Source organism: Leptospira perdikensis (assembly GCF_004769575.1).
GTDB classification, from domain to species: Bacteria; Spirochaetota; Leptospiria; order Leptospirales; family Leptospiraceae; genus Leptospira_A; species Leptospira_A perdikensis.
Window position 1 is genome coordinate 256,395 of sequence record NZ_RQGA01000003.1, and the last position, 16,464, is coordinate 272,858.

22 protein-coding genes are annotated in these 16,464 nt (G+C 36.8%); 10 read left to right on the forward strand and 12 right to left on the reverse strand.

From position 1 onward, the window contains the following. Window positions 1–103: 103 nt before the first annotated feature. The 6 genes from EHQ49_RS02520 (at window position 104) to EHQ49_RS02545 (ending at window position 4,496) form a co-directional block, all read left to right on the forward strand. On the forward strand, window positions 104–586 hold the full coding sequence (locus tag EHQ49_RS02520; RefSeq protein WP_244241309.1) for an LA_2478/LA_2722/LA_4182 family protein: 483 nt from the start codon (window positions 104–106) through the stop codon (window positions 584–586). A 32-nt stretch (window positions 587–618) separates the two neighbouring features. Further along, window positions 619–1,359: a helix-turn-helix domain-containing protein gene (locus EHQ49_RS02525; RefSeq protein ID WP_135576035.1), complete on the forward strand. Its 741-nt coding sequence runs from the start codon at window positions 619–621 to the stop codon at window positions 1,357–1,359. Window positions 1,360–1,434: 75 nt separating this feature from the next. Beyond that, entirely contained in the window at window positions 1,435–1,815 is a 381-nt protein-coding gene (locus tag EHQ49_RS02530; protein ID WP_135576037.1) for a VOC family protein, read from the forward strand. Window positions 1,816–2,079: 264 nt separating this feature from the next. Continuing rightward, window positions 2,080–2,886, forward strand: coding sequence for a molybdate ABC transporter substrate-binding protein (gene modA, locus EHQ49_RS02535; protein ID WP_135576039.1), 807 nt, complete (start codon window positions 2,080–2,082; stop codon window positions 2,884–2,886). A 54-nt stretch (window positions 2,887–2,940) separates the two neighbouring features. Then, window positions 2,941–3,624 (forward strand): molybdate ABC transporter permease subunit, encoded by a 684-nt coding sequence (gene modB, locus EHQ49_RS02540; RefSeq protein WP_135576041.1) that lies wholly within the window; start codon window positions 2,941–2,943, stop codon window positions 3,622–3,624. Window positions 3,625–3,641: 17 nt separating this feature from the next. Further along, complete coding sequence (locus tag EHQ49_RS02545; protein WP_135576043.1) at window positions 3,642–4,496, forward strand: ATP-binding cassette domain-containing protein; 855 nt, start codon at window positions 3,642–3,644, stop codon at window positions 4,494–4,496. Window positions 4,497–4,555: 59 nt separating this feature from the next. On the opposite strand, the gene EHQ49_RS02550 is transcribed toward EHQ49_RS02545, so the two are convergent. The 6 genes from EHQ49_RS02550 to EHQ49_RS02575 all read right to left on the reverse strand — a co-directional run bounded on the left by EHQ49_RS02550 (window position 4,556) and on the right by EHQ49_RS02575 (window position 8,773). Next, complete coding sequence (locus tag EHQ49_RS02550) at window positions 4,556–5,422, reverse strand: DUF2167 domain-containing protein (RefSeq protein WP_135576045.1); 867 nt, start codon at window positions 5,420–5,422, stop codon at window positions 4,556–4,558. Between the two features lie 77 nt (window positions 5,423–5,499). After that, window positions 5,500–5,970, reverse strand: a complete 471-nt coding sequence (locus tag EHQ49_RS02555; RefSeq protein ID WP_135576047.1) for a hypothetical protein — start codon at window positions 5,968–5,970, stop codon at window positions 5,500–5,502. Window positions 5,971–6,005: 35 nt separating this feature from the next. Beyond that, window positions 6,006–6,593, reverse strand: a complete 588-nt coding sequence (locus EHQ49_RS02560) for a hypothetical protein (RefSeq protein ID WP_135576050.1) — start codon at window positions 6,591–6,593, stop codon at window positions 6,006–6,008. A 110-nt stretch (window positions 6,594–6,703) separates the two neighbouring features. Beyond that, the gene (locus EHQ49_RS02565) at window positions 6,704–7,456 is read right to left on the reverse strand and encodes a tetratricopeptide repeat protein (protein ID WP_135576052.1); all 753 of its coding nucleotides are present in this window, start codon (window positions 7,454–7,456) and stop codon (window positions 6,704–6,706) included. A gap of 8 nt (window positions 7,457–7,464) precedes the next feature. Beyond that, the gene (locus tag EHQ49_RS02570; RefSeq protein WP_135576054.1) at window positions 7,465–7,872 is read right to left on the reverse strand and encodes an RDD family protein; all 408 of its coding nucleotides are present in this window, start codon (window positions 7,870–7,872) and stop codon (window positions 7,465–7,467) included. A 184-nt stretch (window positions 7,873–8,056) separates the two neighbouring features. Then, window positions 8,057–8,773: an MIP/aquaporin family protein gene (locus EHQ49_RS02575; protein ID WP_135576056.1), complete on the reverse strand. Its 717-nt coding sequence runs from the start codon at window positions 8,771–8,773 to the stop codon at window positions 8,057–8,059. Window positions 8,774–8,908: 135 nt separating this feature from the next. On the opposite strand from EHQ49_RS02575, the gene EHQ49_RS02580 reads away from it, so the two are divergent. Beyond that, window positions 8,909–10,201 carry a malic enzyme-like NAD(P)-binding protein gene (locus EHQ49_RS02580; RefSeq protein ID WP_135576058.1) on the forward strand — a complete coding sequence of 431 codons (1,293 nt, stop codon included), beginning with the start codon at window positions 8,909–8,911 and terminating at the stop codon, window positions 10,199–10,201. A 77-nt stretch (window positions 10,202–10,278) separates the two neighbouring features. Here EHQ49_RS02580 and EHQ49_RS02585 read toward each other — a convergent pair whose 3' ends face one another. Together EHQ49_RS02585 and EHQ49_RS02590 are read right to left on the reverse strand one after the other, a co-directional pair. Next, window positions 10,279–10,722, reverse strand: coding sequence for a DoxX family protein (locus EHQ49_RS02585; RefSeq protein ID WP_135576060.1), 444 nt, complete (start codon window positions 10,720–10,722; stop codon window positions 10,279–10,281). A 68-nt stretch (window positions 10,723–10,790) separates the two neighbouring features. After that, the gene (locus EHQ49_RS02590) at window positions 10,791–11,690 is read right to left on the reverse strand and encodes an AraC family transcriptional regulator (RefSeq protein ID WP_135576062.1); all 900 of its coding nucleotides are present in this window, start codon (window positions 11,688–11,690) and stop codon (window positions 10,791–10,793) included. A gap of 242 nt (window positions 11,691–11,932) precedes the next feature. Here EHQ49_RS02590 and EHQ49_RS02595 point away from each other — a divergent pair, with 242 nt between their 5' ends. The 3 genes from EHQ49_RS02595 (at window position 11,933) to EHQ49_RS02605 (ending at window position 14,070) form a co-directional block, all read left to right on the forward strand. Then, window positions 11,933–12,304, forward strand: a complete 372-nt coding sequence (locus EHQ49_RS02595) for a phasin-related domain-containing protein (protein ID WP_135576064.1) — start codon at window positions 11,933–11,935, stop codon at window positions 12,302–12,304. A 174-nt stretch (window positions 12,305–12,478) separates the two neighbouring features. After that, complete coding sequence (locus tag EHQ49_RS02600) at window positions 12,479–13,315, forward strand: LBF_0142 family lipoprotein (protein ID WP_135576066.1); 837 nt, start codon at window positions 12,479–12,481, stop codon at window positions 13,313–13,315. 53 nt (window positions 13,316–13,368) lie between these two features. After that, the gene (locus tag EHQ49_RS02605; RefSeq protein ID WP_135576068.1) at window positions 13,369–14,070 is read left to right on the forward strand and encodes an SH3 domain-containing protein; all 702 of its coding nucleotides are present in this window, start codon (window positions 13,369–13,371) and stop codon (window positions 14,068–14,070) included. Window positions 14,071–14,104: 34 nt separating this feature from the next. Here EHQ49_RS02605 and EHQ49_RS02610 read toward each other — a convergent pair whose 3' ends face one another. From EHQ49_RS02610 to EHQ49_RS02625, 4 genes are read right to left on the reverse strand one after another with little or no spacing between them, the layout of a single operon-like run. Next, on the reverse strand, window positions 14,105–14,701 hold the full coding sequence (locus EHQ49_RS02610; RefSeq protein ID WP_135576070.1) for an energy transducer TonB: 597 nt from the start codon (window positions 14,699–14,701) through the stop codon (window positions 14,105–14,107). Window position 14,702: 1 nt separating this feature from the next. Continuing rightward, window positions 14,703–15,125, reverse strand: a complete 423-nt coding sequence (locus tag EHQ49_RS02615; protein WP_135576072.1) for an ExbD/TolR family protein — start codon at window positions 15,123–15,125, stop codon at window positions 14,703–14,705. 1 nt (window position 15,126) lies between these two features. Further along, the gene (locus EHQ49_RS02620) at window positions 15,127–15,546 is read right to left on the reverse strand and encodes an ExbD/TolR family protein (RefSeq protein ID WP_100743556.1); all 420 of its coding nucleotides are present in this window, start codon (window positions 15,544–15,546) and stop codon (window positions 15,127–15,129) included. Window positions 15,547–15,566: 20 nt separating this feature from the next. Next, window positions 15,567–16,406, reverse strand: coding sequence for a MotA/TolQ/ExbB proton channel family protein (locus EHQ49_RS02625; protein WP_135576074.1), 840 nt, complete (start codon window positions 16,404–16,406; stop codon window positions 15,567–15,569). Between the last annotated feature and the right edge of the window lie 58 nt (window positions 16,407–16,464).

Below are 16,464 nucleotides of genomic sequence, written 5' to 3' on the forward strand. Positions count from 1 at the left end.
ATTACGAGAAAGGATGAACTTACAGAATATACTAAATTTGATTTTTCGAGTAGATAAACGTAATGCTTATCTTAAGCGCGTTTGGGGGAATATACGCGTTGCAATGATTCCTAGTGGAGAATTGGTTTTTAAACGAATTGCGGTTAACATTCGAACTTTTCATTTATCTCCGACTATAAACTGGAAGGAGGGAGTCCCTGTTTTTCTATCTGTAATTGTATTGATGTCTTTTGTATCTTGTAAAAAAGAAAAAGGCATACTAAGTTTGGAATGGCAGAATGAGTCTTTGAGTTTAACAGCAGAGATTTGTACAAAGTATAGAGAGTGCGCTGATAAAGAATGGAAATCTATCCCTGAGAACTTAAAAAAGTTCACCGAAGGAAGATTAGAAGAAACACAATGCCAAAAACGATTTCGTGAGAGTAATGCTTATAAGTTGATAGGAGCTGATCCTTTGGCCATACAAACGGCTTATAAAGAATGTCATACACAAATATTAAAGTTTAGCTGTAAAGATTTACAAGAAGGAAAAATTGAAACGGTTCCTTCTTGTCTGGCCTTTCAAAAGATCCAGAACAGAAATTAAAACTTAGGAAAATCTGTTTTTGTTTTTTTTGTATGTATGATCCTGTCAAAGATGGAATAAAAAAAACAGTAAGATCTGTAATATATAGCGAGGCGAAACCGCCGAGTGATTTAGTTGGATTAGTGCATAGTTTTTGGGAGCTAAAAACAGAAGTAGTTTTGGCAGAAGACTTTTGTCTACATGTTTTACCTGATGCTTGTATTAATCTTTTATTCAATTTGTGCGATCCAAAAATAGCTGCGATAACAGCAAGACAAACGACCTATGTAGTGCTGAATCTTGGTAAATCATTTCACTATGTTGGCATTCAGTTTCTACCGGGTATGTGGCAAGGGAACCGTGATGAAATTGTTTATGGGTTTGTAGATACTCCTTATGGCGGAACCTTACCTCTTGTGGAAACAGGAACAAAACTAACTCAATTGGATTTTTCTGCCGGCCAACTCGTTTTATCAGAATTGGTTCGTCGACTCCTTACAAAAAACATCGTGATAAATAATCTCGTAACGGCAAGGATACTGGCTGATATTGAAGTCATTGATACTGTAACCGATATGGCTGCTTCAGCAAACTTGTCGCCTCGTCAATTACAACGAACCCTGAAAACAACCACTGGATTTACTCCGCATGACTTTCTCAAAGTCTTACGTTTGCAACAATCTTTCAGAGGACATTATTTAGAGTCATATACCGACCAGTCTCATTTCATTCACTCCTTTCGCAAAATTACAGGATTCACACCTGCAGAATTTTTCAAAAGTTTTAATGTCTGATTTATACAATACAGACTAAATCCTAACGGTTATAGTATCTCCAAGATTTTAGGATAACGGTTTAAGGAGATATTTATGAAGACAATGAATGCAATTGGATGGTTTGATATTTATGTAAATGATCTAGTTCGGGCTACTGCATTTTACGAGAGTGTATTCAATCAAAAACTGGAAAAAATGGGTGATCCAACAGGAGAAACTAATATGATGAGTTTCCCCGCAGATATGACGTTATACGGTGCAGCAGGTGCCTTAGTAAAGTCAAACTATTCGAATCCGGGAGTTGGTGGCACAATGGTTTATTTCAACGTGGAAGACTGTTCCGTAGAAGAATCAAGAGTTGTTGGTTACGGAGGTAAAATTGTAAGGTCAAAGTTCTCGATTGGAGAATTCGGTTGGGTAACAATCTGTGAAGATTCTGAAGGCAATTTATTTGGTCTTAGTTCCATGAAATGAATCTTTAGATTTTTCACTTGATACTAATTTTTTAAATATTATGTTTAGGGCTGGAAACGATTACCCAAACATGATATTTAAAAATACATTTAATCAAAGAAAATTGAACAAGAGGAATTTTCCAATATCATTCGGTTCGAGACTGTGTATTGATTCATTGAATCCATTCTCTATTTTTGATTTGCCATTCTGATTCTTTGCCATCTAAAAAAGAATGGCATGATTCCTACCATTTTCTAATTTCTGGATAAGGATCTATTGGTTATGAAAAACATCAGAATTACTATTTTATTCTCCTTACTCTTTGTGTTTGGAATTTTTGCCGAAAACCCTGTACCAGTTAAAACTCCAAAAGGTGAGACAGAGATTGTTGTTGCGGTGGCTGCTAATTTTAAAAATCCAATGGAGGAGATCCGTTTATCCTTTCTAAAACAAAATCCAGAAATCAACGTAAAACTTATTTTCGGCGCATCGGGCCAACTAACAACTCAAATACAGAATGGTGCACCAGCGGATATATTCCTTTCTGCCGATATGGATTTCCCTTTAGCACTTTATAAAGATGGATATAGTTTACAAGGGCCAAAGGTGTATGCGGTGGGAGTTCTAGTTCTCCTTTCTCAAAAAGAAATCGAAAAAACAAAATCCATTTCAGAACTTCTTTCAAGCGAAAATATAAAATTCATCGCAATCGCAAACCCACGGACTGCTCCTTATGGAAAAGCAGCAGTGGAGGCATTACAATCATTGGGTTTATACGAAAAACTAAAACATAAATTTGTATTTGGAGAAAGTATCACTCAGGTAAATCAATTCATCTCCACTGGATCGGCAGACGTTGGTTTTACTTCTTTTTCAGCATTATATGGGAATGAAGATAACTTTCGTTTTTCGCAACAAGTTGATCCTAAAACGTATTCAACAATTCACCAAGGAGCGATTGTCATTCAATCCAAAGAACCGAAGTCAGAGGAACAAAAAATAGCCATAAGTAAGTTATTTGACTATCTTTTCTCAACTGAGACAAAATCAATTCTATTAAAGTATGGATATAAGATTCCAGAAAAGTAACAATTATTTGGTGATTATCATAACTAGGAATTTTTCATTCGAGGGTTTTATTCTATGATATTCAGTTTCGATCCCATATGGTTGACTCTTGAGCTTGCCATTCTCACAACCATTGTTTTGACTCTGATCACTATACCCATTGGTTATTGGCTTAGCTTTTCCTCGTTTCGTTACCGTTTCATAGTGGAAGCCGTGCTGAACTTACCACTTGTTTTGCCGCCAACAGTGCTTGGGTTTTACCTCCTTCTTGTTTTTAGCCCAAACCATTGGATCGGAGGATGGGTCGAAGATGTTTTTCATTTCCGAATAGCATTTAGTTTTTTTGGCATTCTCGTTGGGTCGATTCTATTCAGTTTACCTTTTATGTTACAAGCGTTACAAGTGGGTTTCTCTTCTATTCCGAAAACTCATATTGAAACCGCGTTGGTACTTGGAAAATCAAAGTTCGAAATTTTATTTCGAGTGATTCTTCCAAATTGTAAACCAGCAATTCTTGCTGGAATGATTTTAACTTTTGCTCATACCATTGGTGAGTTTGGGGTGGTATTGATGATTGGTGGAAGTATCCCCGGTAAAACCAAAGTAGCCTCGATTGCAATTTTGGAAGAAGTGGAGGCAATGAATTATCATGCTGCACATATATATGCTTCGGTGTTGGTTGTCATTTCTATGATTGTTCTTTTGGTTCTCTTTCGTTATAAACGAAGTGTTTCCATGGTGTTAGCCGAGAATGTTTAAGTTCATTAGAGTTTAGAATGATAAAAATTAATATTCAAAAAAAGTTTGTTACTCGTAGTACAAAATCTATCAAATTAAATTATCAATGCGAAATTCCTATAGAACAAACTAGTTCTCTTTTTGGAGAATCAGGTGCTGGAAAAACAACTCTTTTAAAAATGTTATCAGGTCTATTGACACCAGATGTTGGTAACATTACTGTTAATGGTCAGATTTGGTTTGATTCGGAAAAAAAAATCAATCTACCTATTGTTGCAAGATCTCTTGGTTTTTTGTTTCAAGATTCTTCATTACTTGCCAACATGAATGTTCGTCAAAATTTAGAGTTTGCTTTTCGTAAAGGAAATGAAGACAAACAGTTTTTAAATGAACTCATAACATTTGCGGAAATTGAAGACCTTTTAGACAAAAGAATCGAAGGGTTGTCTGGAGGACAAAAACAAAGAATCGCCTTAGTAAGAACACTTGTGCAAAAGCCAAAGTTCCTTTTTTTGGATGAACCATTTTCTTCTTTGGACCAAAGGATTCGAAACCAATTGTATTCGATGATCCTTTCTTTGCAAAATAGATTCGCAATGACCATCCTTCTGATTAGTCATGAGATTACGGAGGTAATTAAATTATCAAAAAGAGTATTTTTGATTTCTGAAGGCCAAATTGTATCCAGTGGACATCCCATTGAGATTTTTAATCCAAAAGGAAAACCAAATTCTCTCGAAGGGGAAGTGATCCGTGTGGATCCATCAACCAATCAGGTGGCTCTATGGTTTCCCAATGCACTGGCTATTATGGAATCAAAAAACAAAAATCAAAATTTTAAGTTAGGTGAAATGATTCACACTCAACTTTCAATAGAAAATGAAGAGGTTTAATTATAGAATTTGATATTGCCTACCGTAAAATCAAACGGTAAGCAGTTGTTAAATGAGATTTATCCTTCCGTAGAATCGTTTGATTTTTTAGAGAAAAATTTCTTCAAAAAACCTAAAGCTGCTACAGCTCCAATAGCAATGATTTTCCAAAATTTAAGTAACAAAGCAAACAATCCTGCTTTGGCCAAAACTTTTCCTGCAATTAGTCCACCAATTCCATAGGCCGCGAGTTTATCGATACCCGGAGAGTAGTCAGCATATTTTTCCCCATCGTTAAATTCTGTAGAACTGATAATCGCTGGAATGTCATTTTGAACTAATTTAAGTTTTTGAATGTCTGAAATCGCATTCAATTCGAGAATCCCTTTTCTTCCAAGGATACGAATATTATAATTTAAAGTATTTACTTCGTCGCCTTCGAATTTGATTTCCTTTGCCCAATGAAGTTTTTTCGTATTTGCATCGTAAAAAGGTTTATTGGCCCAACCAACTAATTCTAATCCAGGATAACCATCTTTTTTGCGATCTTCATTTCCTTCAGAAATATCTTCTTTCATCGATTTTAAAAGATCATCATAATTAATTTCATTGGCATCAGAATCACTTACATATCCATCCTCTGAAAAAGAATAGGTAATGGCATAAGTAAAATTGTCACTGATAGGTGATTGGTCGGCTTTAAAAAGCATTCCAAGTATTCCTTCGTTTAATGGATTTCCCCACACCTCATGTAAGACGAATTGGCTTTGTTTCCCATCCAAGAATTTGAATCCTTTTGGAACTTTGACCGTAGCGAGTTTATCTCCAATGGTGACGTTACCTGTTTGGTATTTGAGGTTGTTAATTTTTTTAAGAACATCATCTTCCGCAGATAATGGTGATAAAGAAATCAAAAGACCGATGAGTAGTGTTTTTAGATTTTTCATACGTTTTTTCCTTATATTATAAATTTAGAAAGAATGAGATGTAGTTTACATGTAATTTCTTTTGTAATGACCAAATCTTAATCATCGACTTTGATTTTACCAGAAGTGATATTTAATGATTTAAAACTCACATTTTGAAATGGAGTTTGTCCATCAATGGTACCATCAACTTCGGCAATGAGAACTGGATGTTTTGATTCTCGAAGATCGATCATTAAAATACCTTCTACTTGGTAGTCGTTACCTGTGGCCCAGTCATCGATGATGTAAGCAAAAGGAACAACTCCTTCACGTAGTTCCGGTGCAAAAATTTGATCATCTCCATTATCGATAATGTATTTATCTAGAACATTATCTTCTTCAATATCACCGAATCGATCATAGAAATCTATTTTTTTGTTTTTTGTTGTTTTAAACCAATTAAAGAGCCGAACGTTTTTTTGTGATTTTTGATTATTCTCAAAGGGTATGGTTACAAAGGCAGATTTGCCAAATAGGTTTTTATATTCATCGATGACTTGATTGAATTTAACTTCGTATGAATTCATATATGATTCTCTTTATGAATTAATGATAATAATCTTTAATTTACTTTAGATTCAATGTTGATGCTGTTTAGAATTAGAAAGGAATGCATAAGAATGTCCTTCCATTCCTCATCTGGAAATTTTGGATGAAAGATCAGATTGATGGAAACCTTATAAGTTTCATTTGTTTCTTTAATGTGATAAAACGCATTGATTTTAGTGCCGAGTAATTCACCAGGCCCCATTAAAATTTTTGTTTTGTCAGTTTTGAAGGTGAGAAGTTCCACCCATTTATTGACCTCGTAAGGTGTGTCCCCGAAGTCGCTAGCTTTAGAATCTTCCACCAAAGTTTCAAAGGATTTTAAAGATGCGGGTAAAATGGATACCGAAATCAAAAGTGAAAAACATTCCTTTTCTTGTGTACAATCGGCTTTGAAGAAAGTGATCGGAAACTTATCTTTCATATGGATTGAATCAGAGCGTTTTGCAATTTTAGGGACGGTGATGGTCATCGCCTTTACTTGTTGCACTTCTGTGGCAGAGAAATTGATGCCTCGGAACGTATCTGAAGATTCCGATTCTGTAGCGAAAATCGTGAGGATTGGAAAAGCAAGTAGCGTAAGAAAGCTTAATTTATATTTCATTTTTTTATATGATTTCCCTTAGATTTGATTCAATATCCACCTAACGAATTAGGAAGGTTGAATATCTGAAATCATCGCAGTATACGAATGTTATACGTTAGATTAAATATTTAAAGTAATAAAAACTGGAAAACGTATTTATTTTCTCGATCCAGTTTTAGGGTTTCACAAACATAATACTGGTTTGCTTCCTTATTCTTTAAAAAATAATAAGCTTCCGCTAAATAACTCAAAGCTGAAATGTTATATGCCATTCGATCGGGGTTATAATATGTATTTGCGAGAGTTACAACATCTAACATTTTTCTATTATAGAAAATGGATTTTTCAAAACTTTCTTTATCAAGGTAAAGAGTACTAATTTTCCAGTAAGCTTCCAAAAACCATGCATCTAAAACGACTAGGTCTGGCGAGCCGTCTTCATTAAAAGATTCGTCAACATCAGTGATCGAAAGAAGAGTTTGGTATGCAGAAAAACTTTCCGTTTTTCGATTTGCAGCATAAAGAGATCTCGCATATAGATTCCATAGAAAAGGATTCTTCTTCTCGTTTTTGATCGCTGGTTCTAAAATGGAGATTGCTTCATTAAATTCCTTTTCGGTATATAATTGTTCCGCCTTTCTATATTGCGTTTCGTATGATTGAGAAACTATTTTTGGATAATCGGTTAAAGTTCCTGCGATTTGTCCAACTTGAACAGTGTCGCCAACTTTCTGATTTGTGTCTATATGAACCATTCTGATTTTCTTAGCTGGGAAAATGGGTCGGACAGTGTTTGTGCAATCAAGAGTTGGTTTAACTGCTTCCGCACTCAAAGATCCAACAAATAGTATAGAGGTGATGATTAGAATTTGTTTTATCATATTCATTTTCATAATTTATTTTTATAAACCACATAAGACGATGTTAGTTTGTCATGAATTGCTTGTTTTTTGGAGCCCAAAATTGTGATTAATGACAAAATTCCTAAAGTGATTTTGACAATATAACGGACGAAGCTTTTGAAGAAATTCAAGTTTTTAGAATCCGTGGAAACAACTCTTAAGCCTTTGAGAAAATGTCCTGGTGTGGCCCGAAAAAGGGAAACACATAAGGGATCGTATAAAAATAGAAAAACAAAGAAGACATATTGGGCGACTCGGCCATCGATATTCAGGAATAAAATGAGTTTTGCTGAAAGGAAGATAATCAGTAGGAAGAAGATCGCATCATAAATCATTGCAATGTATCGATCACTCATGGATGCTGCGGCCGAAATTAGGTTGTTAGTTGAGGTCATTGGATCCTAAAGTGAAGGGTAAGGGGTTGGATGTAAACATTAAAATAACGGTTGTTATGTCTCTATTATTGGCATTATAAACAAACATTTGCCTTGAAGTTATGGATAGTGGTTAGCGTATGTCGCATAACGTAAAATAACCACACCCATACATTTCCCTCAAATGATTGCAATCAAACTATCCTTATCCTATCCACCACCTGATCACAACTGCCGCTAGTCCACCACCCACTAACGGAATGACCACGGGGAGCCATGCATACTTCCAATTTGAATTTCCTTTGTTGGGGATTGGCAATAACCAATGTGCGATCCTTGGGCCTAAGTCACGTGCGGGGTTAATCGCATAACCAGTGGTGCCACCTAGCGAAAAACCAATGGCCCAAACAAGTAGTCCTACGAAACCAGTCCCAGCGATACCTTCTGCTCCACCATTTAACGGAGAAAAGATGGCGTGGATTCCTAGGATCAGGAGAAATGTTCCAAGTCCTTCACTGATGACATTGGAGACCGTATGTTTGATGGCCGGTGATGTAGAGAACACGGCTAGAATGGTTCCAGAATCTTTGGTTTCTTTCCAATGAGGAAGGTAGTGCAAATATACGAGAGTGGCTCCGAGGGCAGCACCGGCGATTTGGGCTAGGCTATAGGGGAGAAAATTCGAAAAATCACCGGATTGAATACAAACCGAAAGGGTGACAGCAGGGTTCAAATGGGCACCGGGGCTTCCCAAAGCTTTTGCTACCAGTACGCCAAAACAAACGGCTAAGGCCCAAGCTGTTGTGATGGTGATCCATCCGCTGTCTTTTGCCTTTGACTTTTCTAATAAAACGCCGGCGACCACACCGTCACCAAGTAGAATGAGAACGGCAGTACCAAAAAATTCTCCAACAAGTTCCAAATTAAGCCCCCTTTGGCTTTTCGTAAGGACTTTATCTAAAGGGACATAGAACCAGCCGCAACCATTTTTGGACGAGCATTCCTCCAATTTATTCTAGGATTTTCCGTTGAATCATAAATCGTGGGAAAATAGACCATGAAACAAAGCGCACTTGAGTATCACTCTAGGTTTCCGAAAGGAAAAACCAAAGTAGTTCCGACAAAACCAACGGAGAACAGTTACGACCTGTCCTTGGCCTACTCACCGGGAGTCGCTTACCCTTGCCTCGAAATTGAAAAACAACCAGAACTCGTTTATGAGTACACAAACCGAGGAAATTTAGTCGGAATCATCACCAATGGAACTGCAATTTTAGGTCTTGGCAACATTGGAGCTTCCGCTGGAAAACCAGTGATGGAAGGAAAGGCAGTTTTATTCAAAAAATTTGCTGGCATCGATGTCTTTGATATCGAAATCAACGAAACAGATCCTGAAAAATTCATTACCATTGTAAAAGCCCTTGAACCAACGTTTGGTGGTATCAACTTGGAAGATATCCGTGCTCCGGAATGTTTTCATATAGAAAAAACTTTAGATGAAAGTATGAAGATTCCTGTTTTTCATGATGACCAACATGGAACTGCTATCATCTCCACTGCTGCACTACTCAATTCATTAGAACTCACTGGTAAAAAAGCTGGTAACATCAAAGTTGTGATCAATGGAGCAGGTGCTGCTGCCATTTCCATTGCTGAGATGTTAACACATATCGGAGTCAAACATGAATCTATTTTTATGTTGGATTCACGTGGTGTCATCAATCACAAACGAGCCAATCTTCATGAAACCAAGTTACCTTTTGTTCGCAAAACTGATGCAGAAACATTAGAAGATATTTTTCCTGGAACCGATTTGTTTATTGGTGTTTCTGTTGCGAATGTAGTGACTGAAGCAATGGTAAAAACAATGGCTGACAAACCAATTATGTTTGCTCTTGCCAATCCCGATCCAGAAATTCCTTATCCCGATGCCAAACAAGCAAGGCCAGATTTGATTATGGCAACGGGTCGGAGTGATTATCCTAACCAAGTTAATAATGTACTTGGATTTCCATTTATCTTTCGCGGTGCTCTTGATGTTCGTGCAAAAGTAGTGAATATGGAAATGAAGTTAGCTGCAGCTTATGCTTTAAGTGAACTAACTAAACTTCCAGTTCCTATCGAAGTATCAGAAGCTTACAACGAAAAAGAAATTCGATTTGGTGCCGATTATATCATTCCAAAACCTTTGGACTCAAGAGTTCTTTACCATGTGGCTCCCGCAGTGGCAGAAGCCGCTGTTAAAACAGGTGTGAACCAGGTTGAGTATCCAGGCCGCGAAGCTTATGTAAAGTTTTTGGAATCGATCATGGCCCAACAACAAGAGCCAATCAGCGCTTTAGAAATCTAAATACAAAGAATTTCAGATTCAAAGTGGTTTCTATGTTTTGTAACATAAAAATCTAAAACTTTGTATTTAGTTTAGTATTACTTAACTTTATGAGCAATCCAGCTATCAATTGCTAGGTGGCCGCCGCCAGAAATCATTAGAATTACTGCAATTCCAATGGCTAAGATATGGTATTCAAATCCTTCACCAGCTTGTTGGTTGAACCAATTCATAAAAAAGCCGTTTTTTCTCACATAAATCGCAGCTCCGATCATGGTAAGTGCAATTCCCAACGAAGAAATTCTTGTGAACAGTCCCAAAATTAACCCCAGGGCACCAAAGGATTCTGACACAATGACTAAAAAACCTATGGCATACGGGATTCCTTCCGATTTAAAAAAATCTAAAGTTGCAGAAAACCCATACCCTCCAAACCATCCGCATAATTTCTGTAATCCATGTGGTAAAATCACAAGACCTAAAACCAATCTCAGTAAGGTAAAAAACCAACTTGTTTCTGTGTAGAATAACTTTTCTAACATTCCATTCTCCTTGATGTGTTTTATCTTACGGAAAAACAGAAAGTTAGTAAATGGAGAGAATTTGATTTTTATGGTAGTTTTCGTTTCAGCCGTCTAAAATTTTCTGGTGAGTTGTCTGTATGATTTTTAAAAAATTTACTAAAGTAGGAATTATCTATAAATCCCAAGGTCAAAGCAATTTGATTGATATTCAAATCAGAATGAATTAACAGCCGTTTGATTTCCAAAACCAATCTTTCTTGGATGATTGCCTTTGCTGATTTTCCATATTGTTTTTGGCAAAGTTGGTTTAAATTTCCTGAGGATGTCCCAATTTGTTTTGCATAATAGGAAGTTGTTTTTTGGTCTTTGAAATGATTTTCCAATAACCGAAAAAAATCCCTTAACTTAGAAGCAACGGTAACATTGTCAGTAAAGGATGAATTAAACTCTTTTAATGATTGTTGCAAAACCAATTGAATCAAAAGGAAAGTCATAGAAGAATCAGATTTTGTATTTTTTTCTACGAGTAATCTTTCAAAATCTTTTTTGAATTGGTCTCCATCTTGGATGGTAAGTTTAGAATTTTCATTTCCCAATTGGAAAAATGGATAGTTTTGAAAACTGGTGACTTGTCCTCCATGTTCGGAGAGGTAATCTGGATAAATCTTCAATGCAAAACCTTTTACTGGTTTGGAAAAAGTCCAGGAATGCACTTGGCCCGGTCTTAAGAAAAAAAGACTGTTTTCTGTAATCGAATGGGAATGGAAGTCGATGGAGTGGATCCCTTGTCCTTCTGTAAAATAAAACAAGGCATAATAGGAATGTCTATGGGAACTATCAAAGTCCTGAAATTCATTTGGCAATTCTTCTAATCGACCGGCATAATAATAAGGATTTTTATCATCCTCATGAACATCTGTTAAGTGGATCATGGGAATGTTTTTGATTTCAGTTGGCATCTTAGCTGGAGAATTTAGAGTTTTCATTTTGGAAGTTGGATTCAAGTCACAACCTATCCACCTAAATCCAGAGGATTCGAATCGTAAAAGATGCGGATAGCGGTATTTTCCCTTTGGGGAGAATTCCCTGGAATTGAATCGTAAATGGGACTACGAAAAAAATCTAAAAAAAATCGATTTTCCCCTAGAAAAAGTACTTGTCTTAATTTGTGCAACGCACATAACTGTGTTGTGCATTGCACAAATAGGTGAAAACCAGGAGCTAAATTATGGAAAAACAAATCATGGACATTCTTAACGCAGGTATCGGACTTTTCCAATCAGGAAAAGAAGGTCTTGAAAAAGCAAAAACTCAGTTGGAAACAACTTATAACGAATTAGTATCCAAAGGTGCTTTGGACAACACGGAAGATTCTGTAAAGATTCGCCAATCCGTTGACAAAATCCTAACAGACATTAAAGAATTCTCTAGTGTTGCTGGAAAAAACTACGACGAAACTCGTTCTAAAATCGTAGACAACTACAACAAAATTGCAGAAGAAATCAAAGCAAAAATGCCTGAAGGAAAAATCGAATCCGTAAAAGCAAAAATCAATGAAGTTGCGGAATCTATCAAAAAAACAGGTGCTGTAAAAGCATAAGTTTCTTTAAAGAAGAGGAGGTCGGAATCCCGACCTTTTCTCTTTTCTTTATCTTTCATTCATTTCTTAAAACTCTCACTTTAAACATCTAAACCTCCTATCTCACTCACTTCAATTTCATCAGATTCACTTTCCCTATTGACAGATGATTCTTTTCACTTCATCCTGGAATCAATGTTTCGTTTCTATCTATCATTCATTTTTATTTCTTTATTTTCTATCTCTTGTTCTTTAGCCGACTTACGTCCTCCCACCTTACAAAAAGAAGGTTTGAATCCTGATTTAAAGAAAAAGGGATTATCGATCATTACAAGCCCACCTGTGAAAGAACTCACACCTGGCGATTGGAAAGGTTACAAACAAATCCAATTCGTTTTGAAAGATGTTTGGCATTCTAAGTTTGTTCGATTTTTTACACCCATCAAAGAACCAGAACAAAGACTCCGTGTGTATTTGGATTTTGAAAAAGACGCTATGGAAGTGGAATTTCTTGGTGGTGAAAAAAAAGGTCTCATCCTTGGTCTTGTTAAAAAAGATGCCTACCAAATTGCTGCTGATACAGGGAAAGTTTTTACGGGCGACGATGAGGTTCGGGTCTATTTAGAATCTCTTCGTTTGTATCTAACACTCCCTTGGCGACTTACCGAATATCCTATCATTCAGTACGCAGGCCCTGTTCAAAAATTAGGCCAAGATTATGAAGTGGTTTATTTTACATCCGTCCAAACAAATGCCACTCCCGACACAGACCAATACGTTGGTTACTTTGAAAAAACAAGTGGTGCCTTAGAATGGATGGAGTTTACTTACCGCGAACTTTTTAGTTTCTACAAAGGTGTGATCAAATACGGATACTATGAAGTTTGGAACGACAAACAATATCCCAGACGAATTAGTATTTTAGATCGTTTTGATGATCCTGACTTTGTTCACGAAATTCGAATTGAAAAAATAGAAATTCCCAAACAACCAATGGAAGAAGAAGATAAGGTATTGGAATTACCGGAATAGGGGAGTTTTGGTGTTTATTGAAATAGTTCACACCTAACTCCGAGTAAAATGCTGTGAAAAAAACCTTATTTTTAGTATTTTTGTTTTTATTGGATTGTAACAAACCAACGGAAACTGCGTTCAGTGGAGAGAAATCGAATCCTATATCACCTCCTACAAAACAAGAAGAGGAAATTGATAAATTATGTGTAAACGCCGAATCAGGACTTAGGATTCGGGATCAACCAACAACTGATTCTGAAAAAATAAATCTTATCCCTTACCAAACAATACTCCCAATATATGAATTTTCGAGGGAATACACAAAGATTGGTAACGTAGAAGCAAGATGGGCAAAAGTTAAATTCAACGATCGGTTTGGATGGGCCTTTGAAGGGTTCCTTTCTTGGGATTGCCACGATCATGGTATCAATCAAGGCCAAAGAATTACTAACAAGGATTTGGTTGGTCGCTGGTGGGATCCATCAAATAAAGATACATATTATATCGAATTTTCAGAATATGGGGTGTATTCTGCTTATTTTTTTGGAGGTTGTGATGAGGGCGGATGCAATTCAGATTCAGAGTCAGGAGAATGGCAATTTAAACATAACTTCATCTACATGAAAGCTGGAATTCACAAATTCAAGGCACCCATTAGCTACATTTATTACATTGAAAATGGAAAGTTAGAATCACTCGATTCTGAACATTCTATTTTAGAAAATTATAGTAGTGAAAGTATATCTGGTTGGGTTAAAGGAAAAGCTAAATAACCACTACTAAAGTTTGTTAGCAGTGGTTGTTTCTTTAATTCAACGTAAATCGAATCGGAACGAGCACTTTTACTGTGATGGCTTTCCCTTCTAAGATAGAGGGAGAAAACCGCTTCTTTCGGTAAACTTTGATAGCTTCTTCTTCGAGTCCACCACCTAACTGTTTTCCTACGGATCTTACTCGTAAAACTTCGCCTGTGTTTCCAATGATGACTTCTAAAGTCATAGTTCCTGTAACACCCAGAGCTTTTGCATCAGAAGTATATTCAGGTCGAACATTAGGGGATAAATCAACAGGTGATGTGGCACCAGAAACAATTGGATCCGAAGCTCCAGCGATACGCGGGTCTTCTTTTTTATCTTCTTTTTCTTTATCGGTAAGATCAAAATCCCCATCAGTTGGTTTGGAATCAGTAGATGGTTCTTGGATTTGGACGTTGTCGATGAAGGCTACTTCTTCCACAAGGTCATCCAAACTATCTGTATCCAAATGAGGAGTGAACCAAAAAAGAATGATGATGGCTTGGAGAAACGCTGAAATCGCAAGACCGGTTTCAATTCGGTATCTGTCGATGAACCGATGGATCCTTTCTCGTTTGGATCTTTTATGTGTAACAACTGTTCCGTTCACGTTACTTCCCTTGTAATCCGCCACCTTGGGTGGTCTTGGTGACAAGGGAAACCTTTAAGGCCCCAATTTCTCTGAGGGTTTCGAACACACTATCTAACTCTTCGTAAGTTAAATCTTGATCCGCATGGATCAAAACTTTCAAGTCCGGTGTGGTAGAAAGTTTTGCGCGAATTTCACTCATGGCTTCGTTTAGTTCCATTTTTACAGAGTTGAAATAGACAGTTCTCTTTTCATCAGCAGTTAGATAAAGATTGGCAATCTTTTTGTTTAACTGTTCTCCACCAGGAACATCTGGTAGATTGATGGGAAGGTCTGGATCCGAATCCAATACGGAGGTTACCATAAAGAACACGAGAAGTAAGAAGGCAATGTCTGCCATCGAACTTACGGGAACTGAAGGTGCGACTCTCTTTCTTCGTAACATATTATTTCTTCTTTCTCACTGAGATTTTTTCAAATCCACGTAATTGGACAGCTGATAAGGCATCCAACATCTTTGCATATTTGGTATCACCGGTTGTAACAATGAGCGCTAGTTTGTTTTTAAGATCCGGGATTTCCATTTGGTTTAGGTCATCACGAAATTCTTTTAAACTAGAATATTCTTTGGTTCCGAATGCTGTATTACGCATTTTGTATCTGTCTTGGGTTACCAAAATTTCATATACATTCTTACGTAAAAAAGGCTGAGGTTCGGATTGTTTGCGAGGAAGAGAAATGTTAAGTCCTTCCTTTACAAAGAATACAGCAGTCACCATAAAAAATACCAAGAGTAGAAAGGCAATATCCGACATAGATGCTGCCGATATTTCCTCTAGTTCTTGTTTTTTCTTTAACTTAATCATGGTTAGTTACTTTCCGTAGTTTACGCTTTGTGACCGGCTTTGAGTTTTAAATATTCTTTGTAGATTTTGTTTGCAGCTTCTTCTACTTCAGAAGTAAAGAAAGCAACTCGACCTTGTAAGTATTGGTAGAATGTCATTGCAGGAATAGCAACGATAAGTCCAGCAGCAGTTGTGATTAACGCTTCTTTGATACCACCAGCAACCACTTTCGCGTTTACTTGGTCAGCATTCGCAATTGCATCAAATGCGTTGATCATACCAGATACAGTTCCGAGGAATCCAACGAGTGGTGCAATGGTAGAAACAGCAGAAAGAACTGTGAGACCTTTTTCGAGGAGTGTCATAACTTCACCAGCTTCTCTTTCAATACCAGATGCAAAAATCTCAGGATCGTTTTGAGAAACTTCCATACCATTTTTTAATACATCAGTAATTCGTTGGCCTTCGTTTGCTTTTAAGAAATCTTCAATACCTTTCATACCAGATGTATCAATTGCATCTTGTAAATCTTGGTTGTAACCTTTTCTCAAAAGTTTTGCTGTAAAGAAAAAGTAGATTCTTTCTAGAATTACACCAAATGCAACGATAGAAGAAAGAAGCAGTGGCCACATAGACCATCCACCAGTCAAAAACAAACTTACGAGTCCGATTTCAGATTCTTTTTGTGGTGCTTCGGCAGGAGCTTCTGCAACGGGAGCAGCAGTTTCAGTCGGAGTTTCCGCTGTTTGTGTAGATTCAGTTGTTGGTGCAGCAGGTGCTGTTTGTGCTTCGAGTTTTCCTGCAATAGTAAAGATTGTGATGAGGGCGATCACAAAAGACAAAGTGACTTTCGCTTTTGTCTGGTTACATGAAAATTTCATGAATGTCTCCATATCTAATTGATATGTTTCAAATCTAGAATATCCTTGTTACAAATAG

Coding starts and splice junctions, on each gene's coding strand:
- EHQ49_RS02580 (WP_135576058.1), top strand. CDS start 8,909: ATGAAACAAAGCGCACTTGAGTATCACTCTAGGTTTCCGAAAGGAAAA.
- EHQ49_RS02585 (WP_135576060.1), bottom strand. CDS start 10,722: ATGTTAGAAAAGTTATTCTACACAGAAACAAGTTGGTTTTTTACCTTA.
- modB (WP_135576041.1), top strand. CDS start 2,941: ATGATATTCAGTTTCGATCCCATATGGTTGACTCTTGAGCTTGCCATT.
- EHQ49_RS02570 (WP_135576054.1), bottom strand. CDS start 7,872: ATGACCTCAACTAACAACCTAATTTCGGCCGCAGCATCCATGAGTGAT.
- EHQ49_RS02625 (WP_135576074.1), bottom strand. CDS start 16,406: ATGAAATTTTCATGTAACCAGACAAAAGCGAAAGTCACTTTGTCTTTT.
- modA (WP_135576039.1), top strand. CDS start 2,080: ATGAAAAACATCAGAATTACTATTTTATTCTCCTTACTCTTTGTGTTT.
- EHQ49_RS02590 (WP_135576062.1), bottom strand. CDS start 11,690: ATGAAAACTCTAAATTCTCCAGCTAAGATGCCAACTGAAATCAAAAAC.
- EHQ49_RS02595 (WP_135576064.1), top strand. CDS start 11,933: ATGGAAAAACAAATCATGGACATTCTTAACGCAGGTATCGGACTTTTC.
- EHQ49_RS02545 (WP_135576043.1), top strand. CDS start 3,642: ATGATAAAAATTAATATTCAAAAAAAGTTTGTTACTCGTAGTACAAAA.
- EHQ49_RS02555 (WP_135576047.1), bottom strand. CDS start 5,970: ATGAATTCATACGAAGTTAAATTCAATCAAGTCATCGATGAATATAAA.
- EHQ49_RS02620 (WP_100743556.1), bottom strand. CDS start 15,546: ATGATTAAGTTAAAGAAAAAACAAGAACTAGAGGAAATATCGGCAGCA.
- EHQ49_RS02560 (WP_135576050.1), bottom strand. CDS start 6,593: ATGAAATATAAATTAAGCTTTCTTACGCTACTTGCTTTTCCAATCCTC.
- EHQ49_RS02530 (WP_135576037.1), top strand. CDS start 1,435: ATGAAGACAATGAATGCAATTGGATGGTTTGATATTTATGTAAATGAT.
- EHQ49_RS02550 (WP_135576045.1), bottom strand. CDS start 5,422: ATGAAAAATCTAAAAACACTACTCATCGGTCTTTTGATTTCTTTATCA.
- EHQ49_RS02525 (WP_135576035.1), top strand. CDS start 619: ATGTATGATCCTGTCAAAGATGGAATAAAAAAAACAGTAAGATCTGTA.
- EHQ49_RS02600 (WP_135576066.1), top strand. CDS start 12,479: ATGTTTCGTTTCTATCTATCATTCATTTTTATTTCTTTATTTTCTATC.
- EHQ49_RS02565 (WP_135576052.1), bottom strand. CDS start 7,456: ATGATAAAACAAATTCTAATCATCACCTCTATACTATTTGTTGGATCT.
- EHQ49_RS02615 (WP_135576072.1), bottom strand. CDS start 15,125: ATGTTACGAAGAAAGAGAGTCGCACCTTCAGTTCCCGTAAGTTCGATG.
- EHQ49_RS02520 (WP_244241309.1), top strand. CDS start 104: ATGATTCCTAGTGGAGAATTGGTTTTTAAACGAATTGCGGTTAACATT.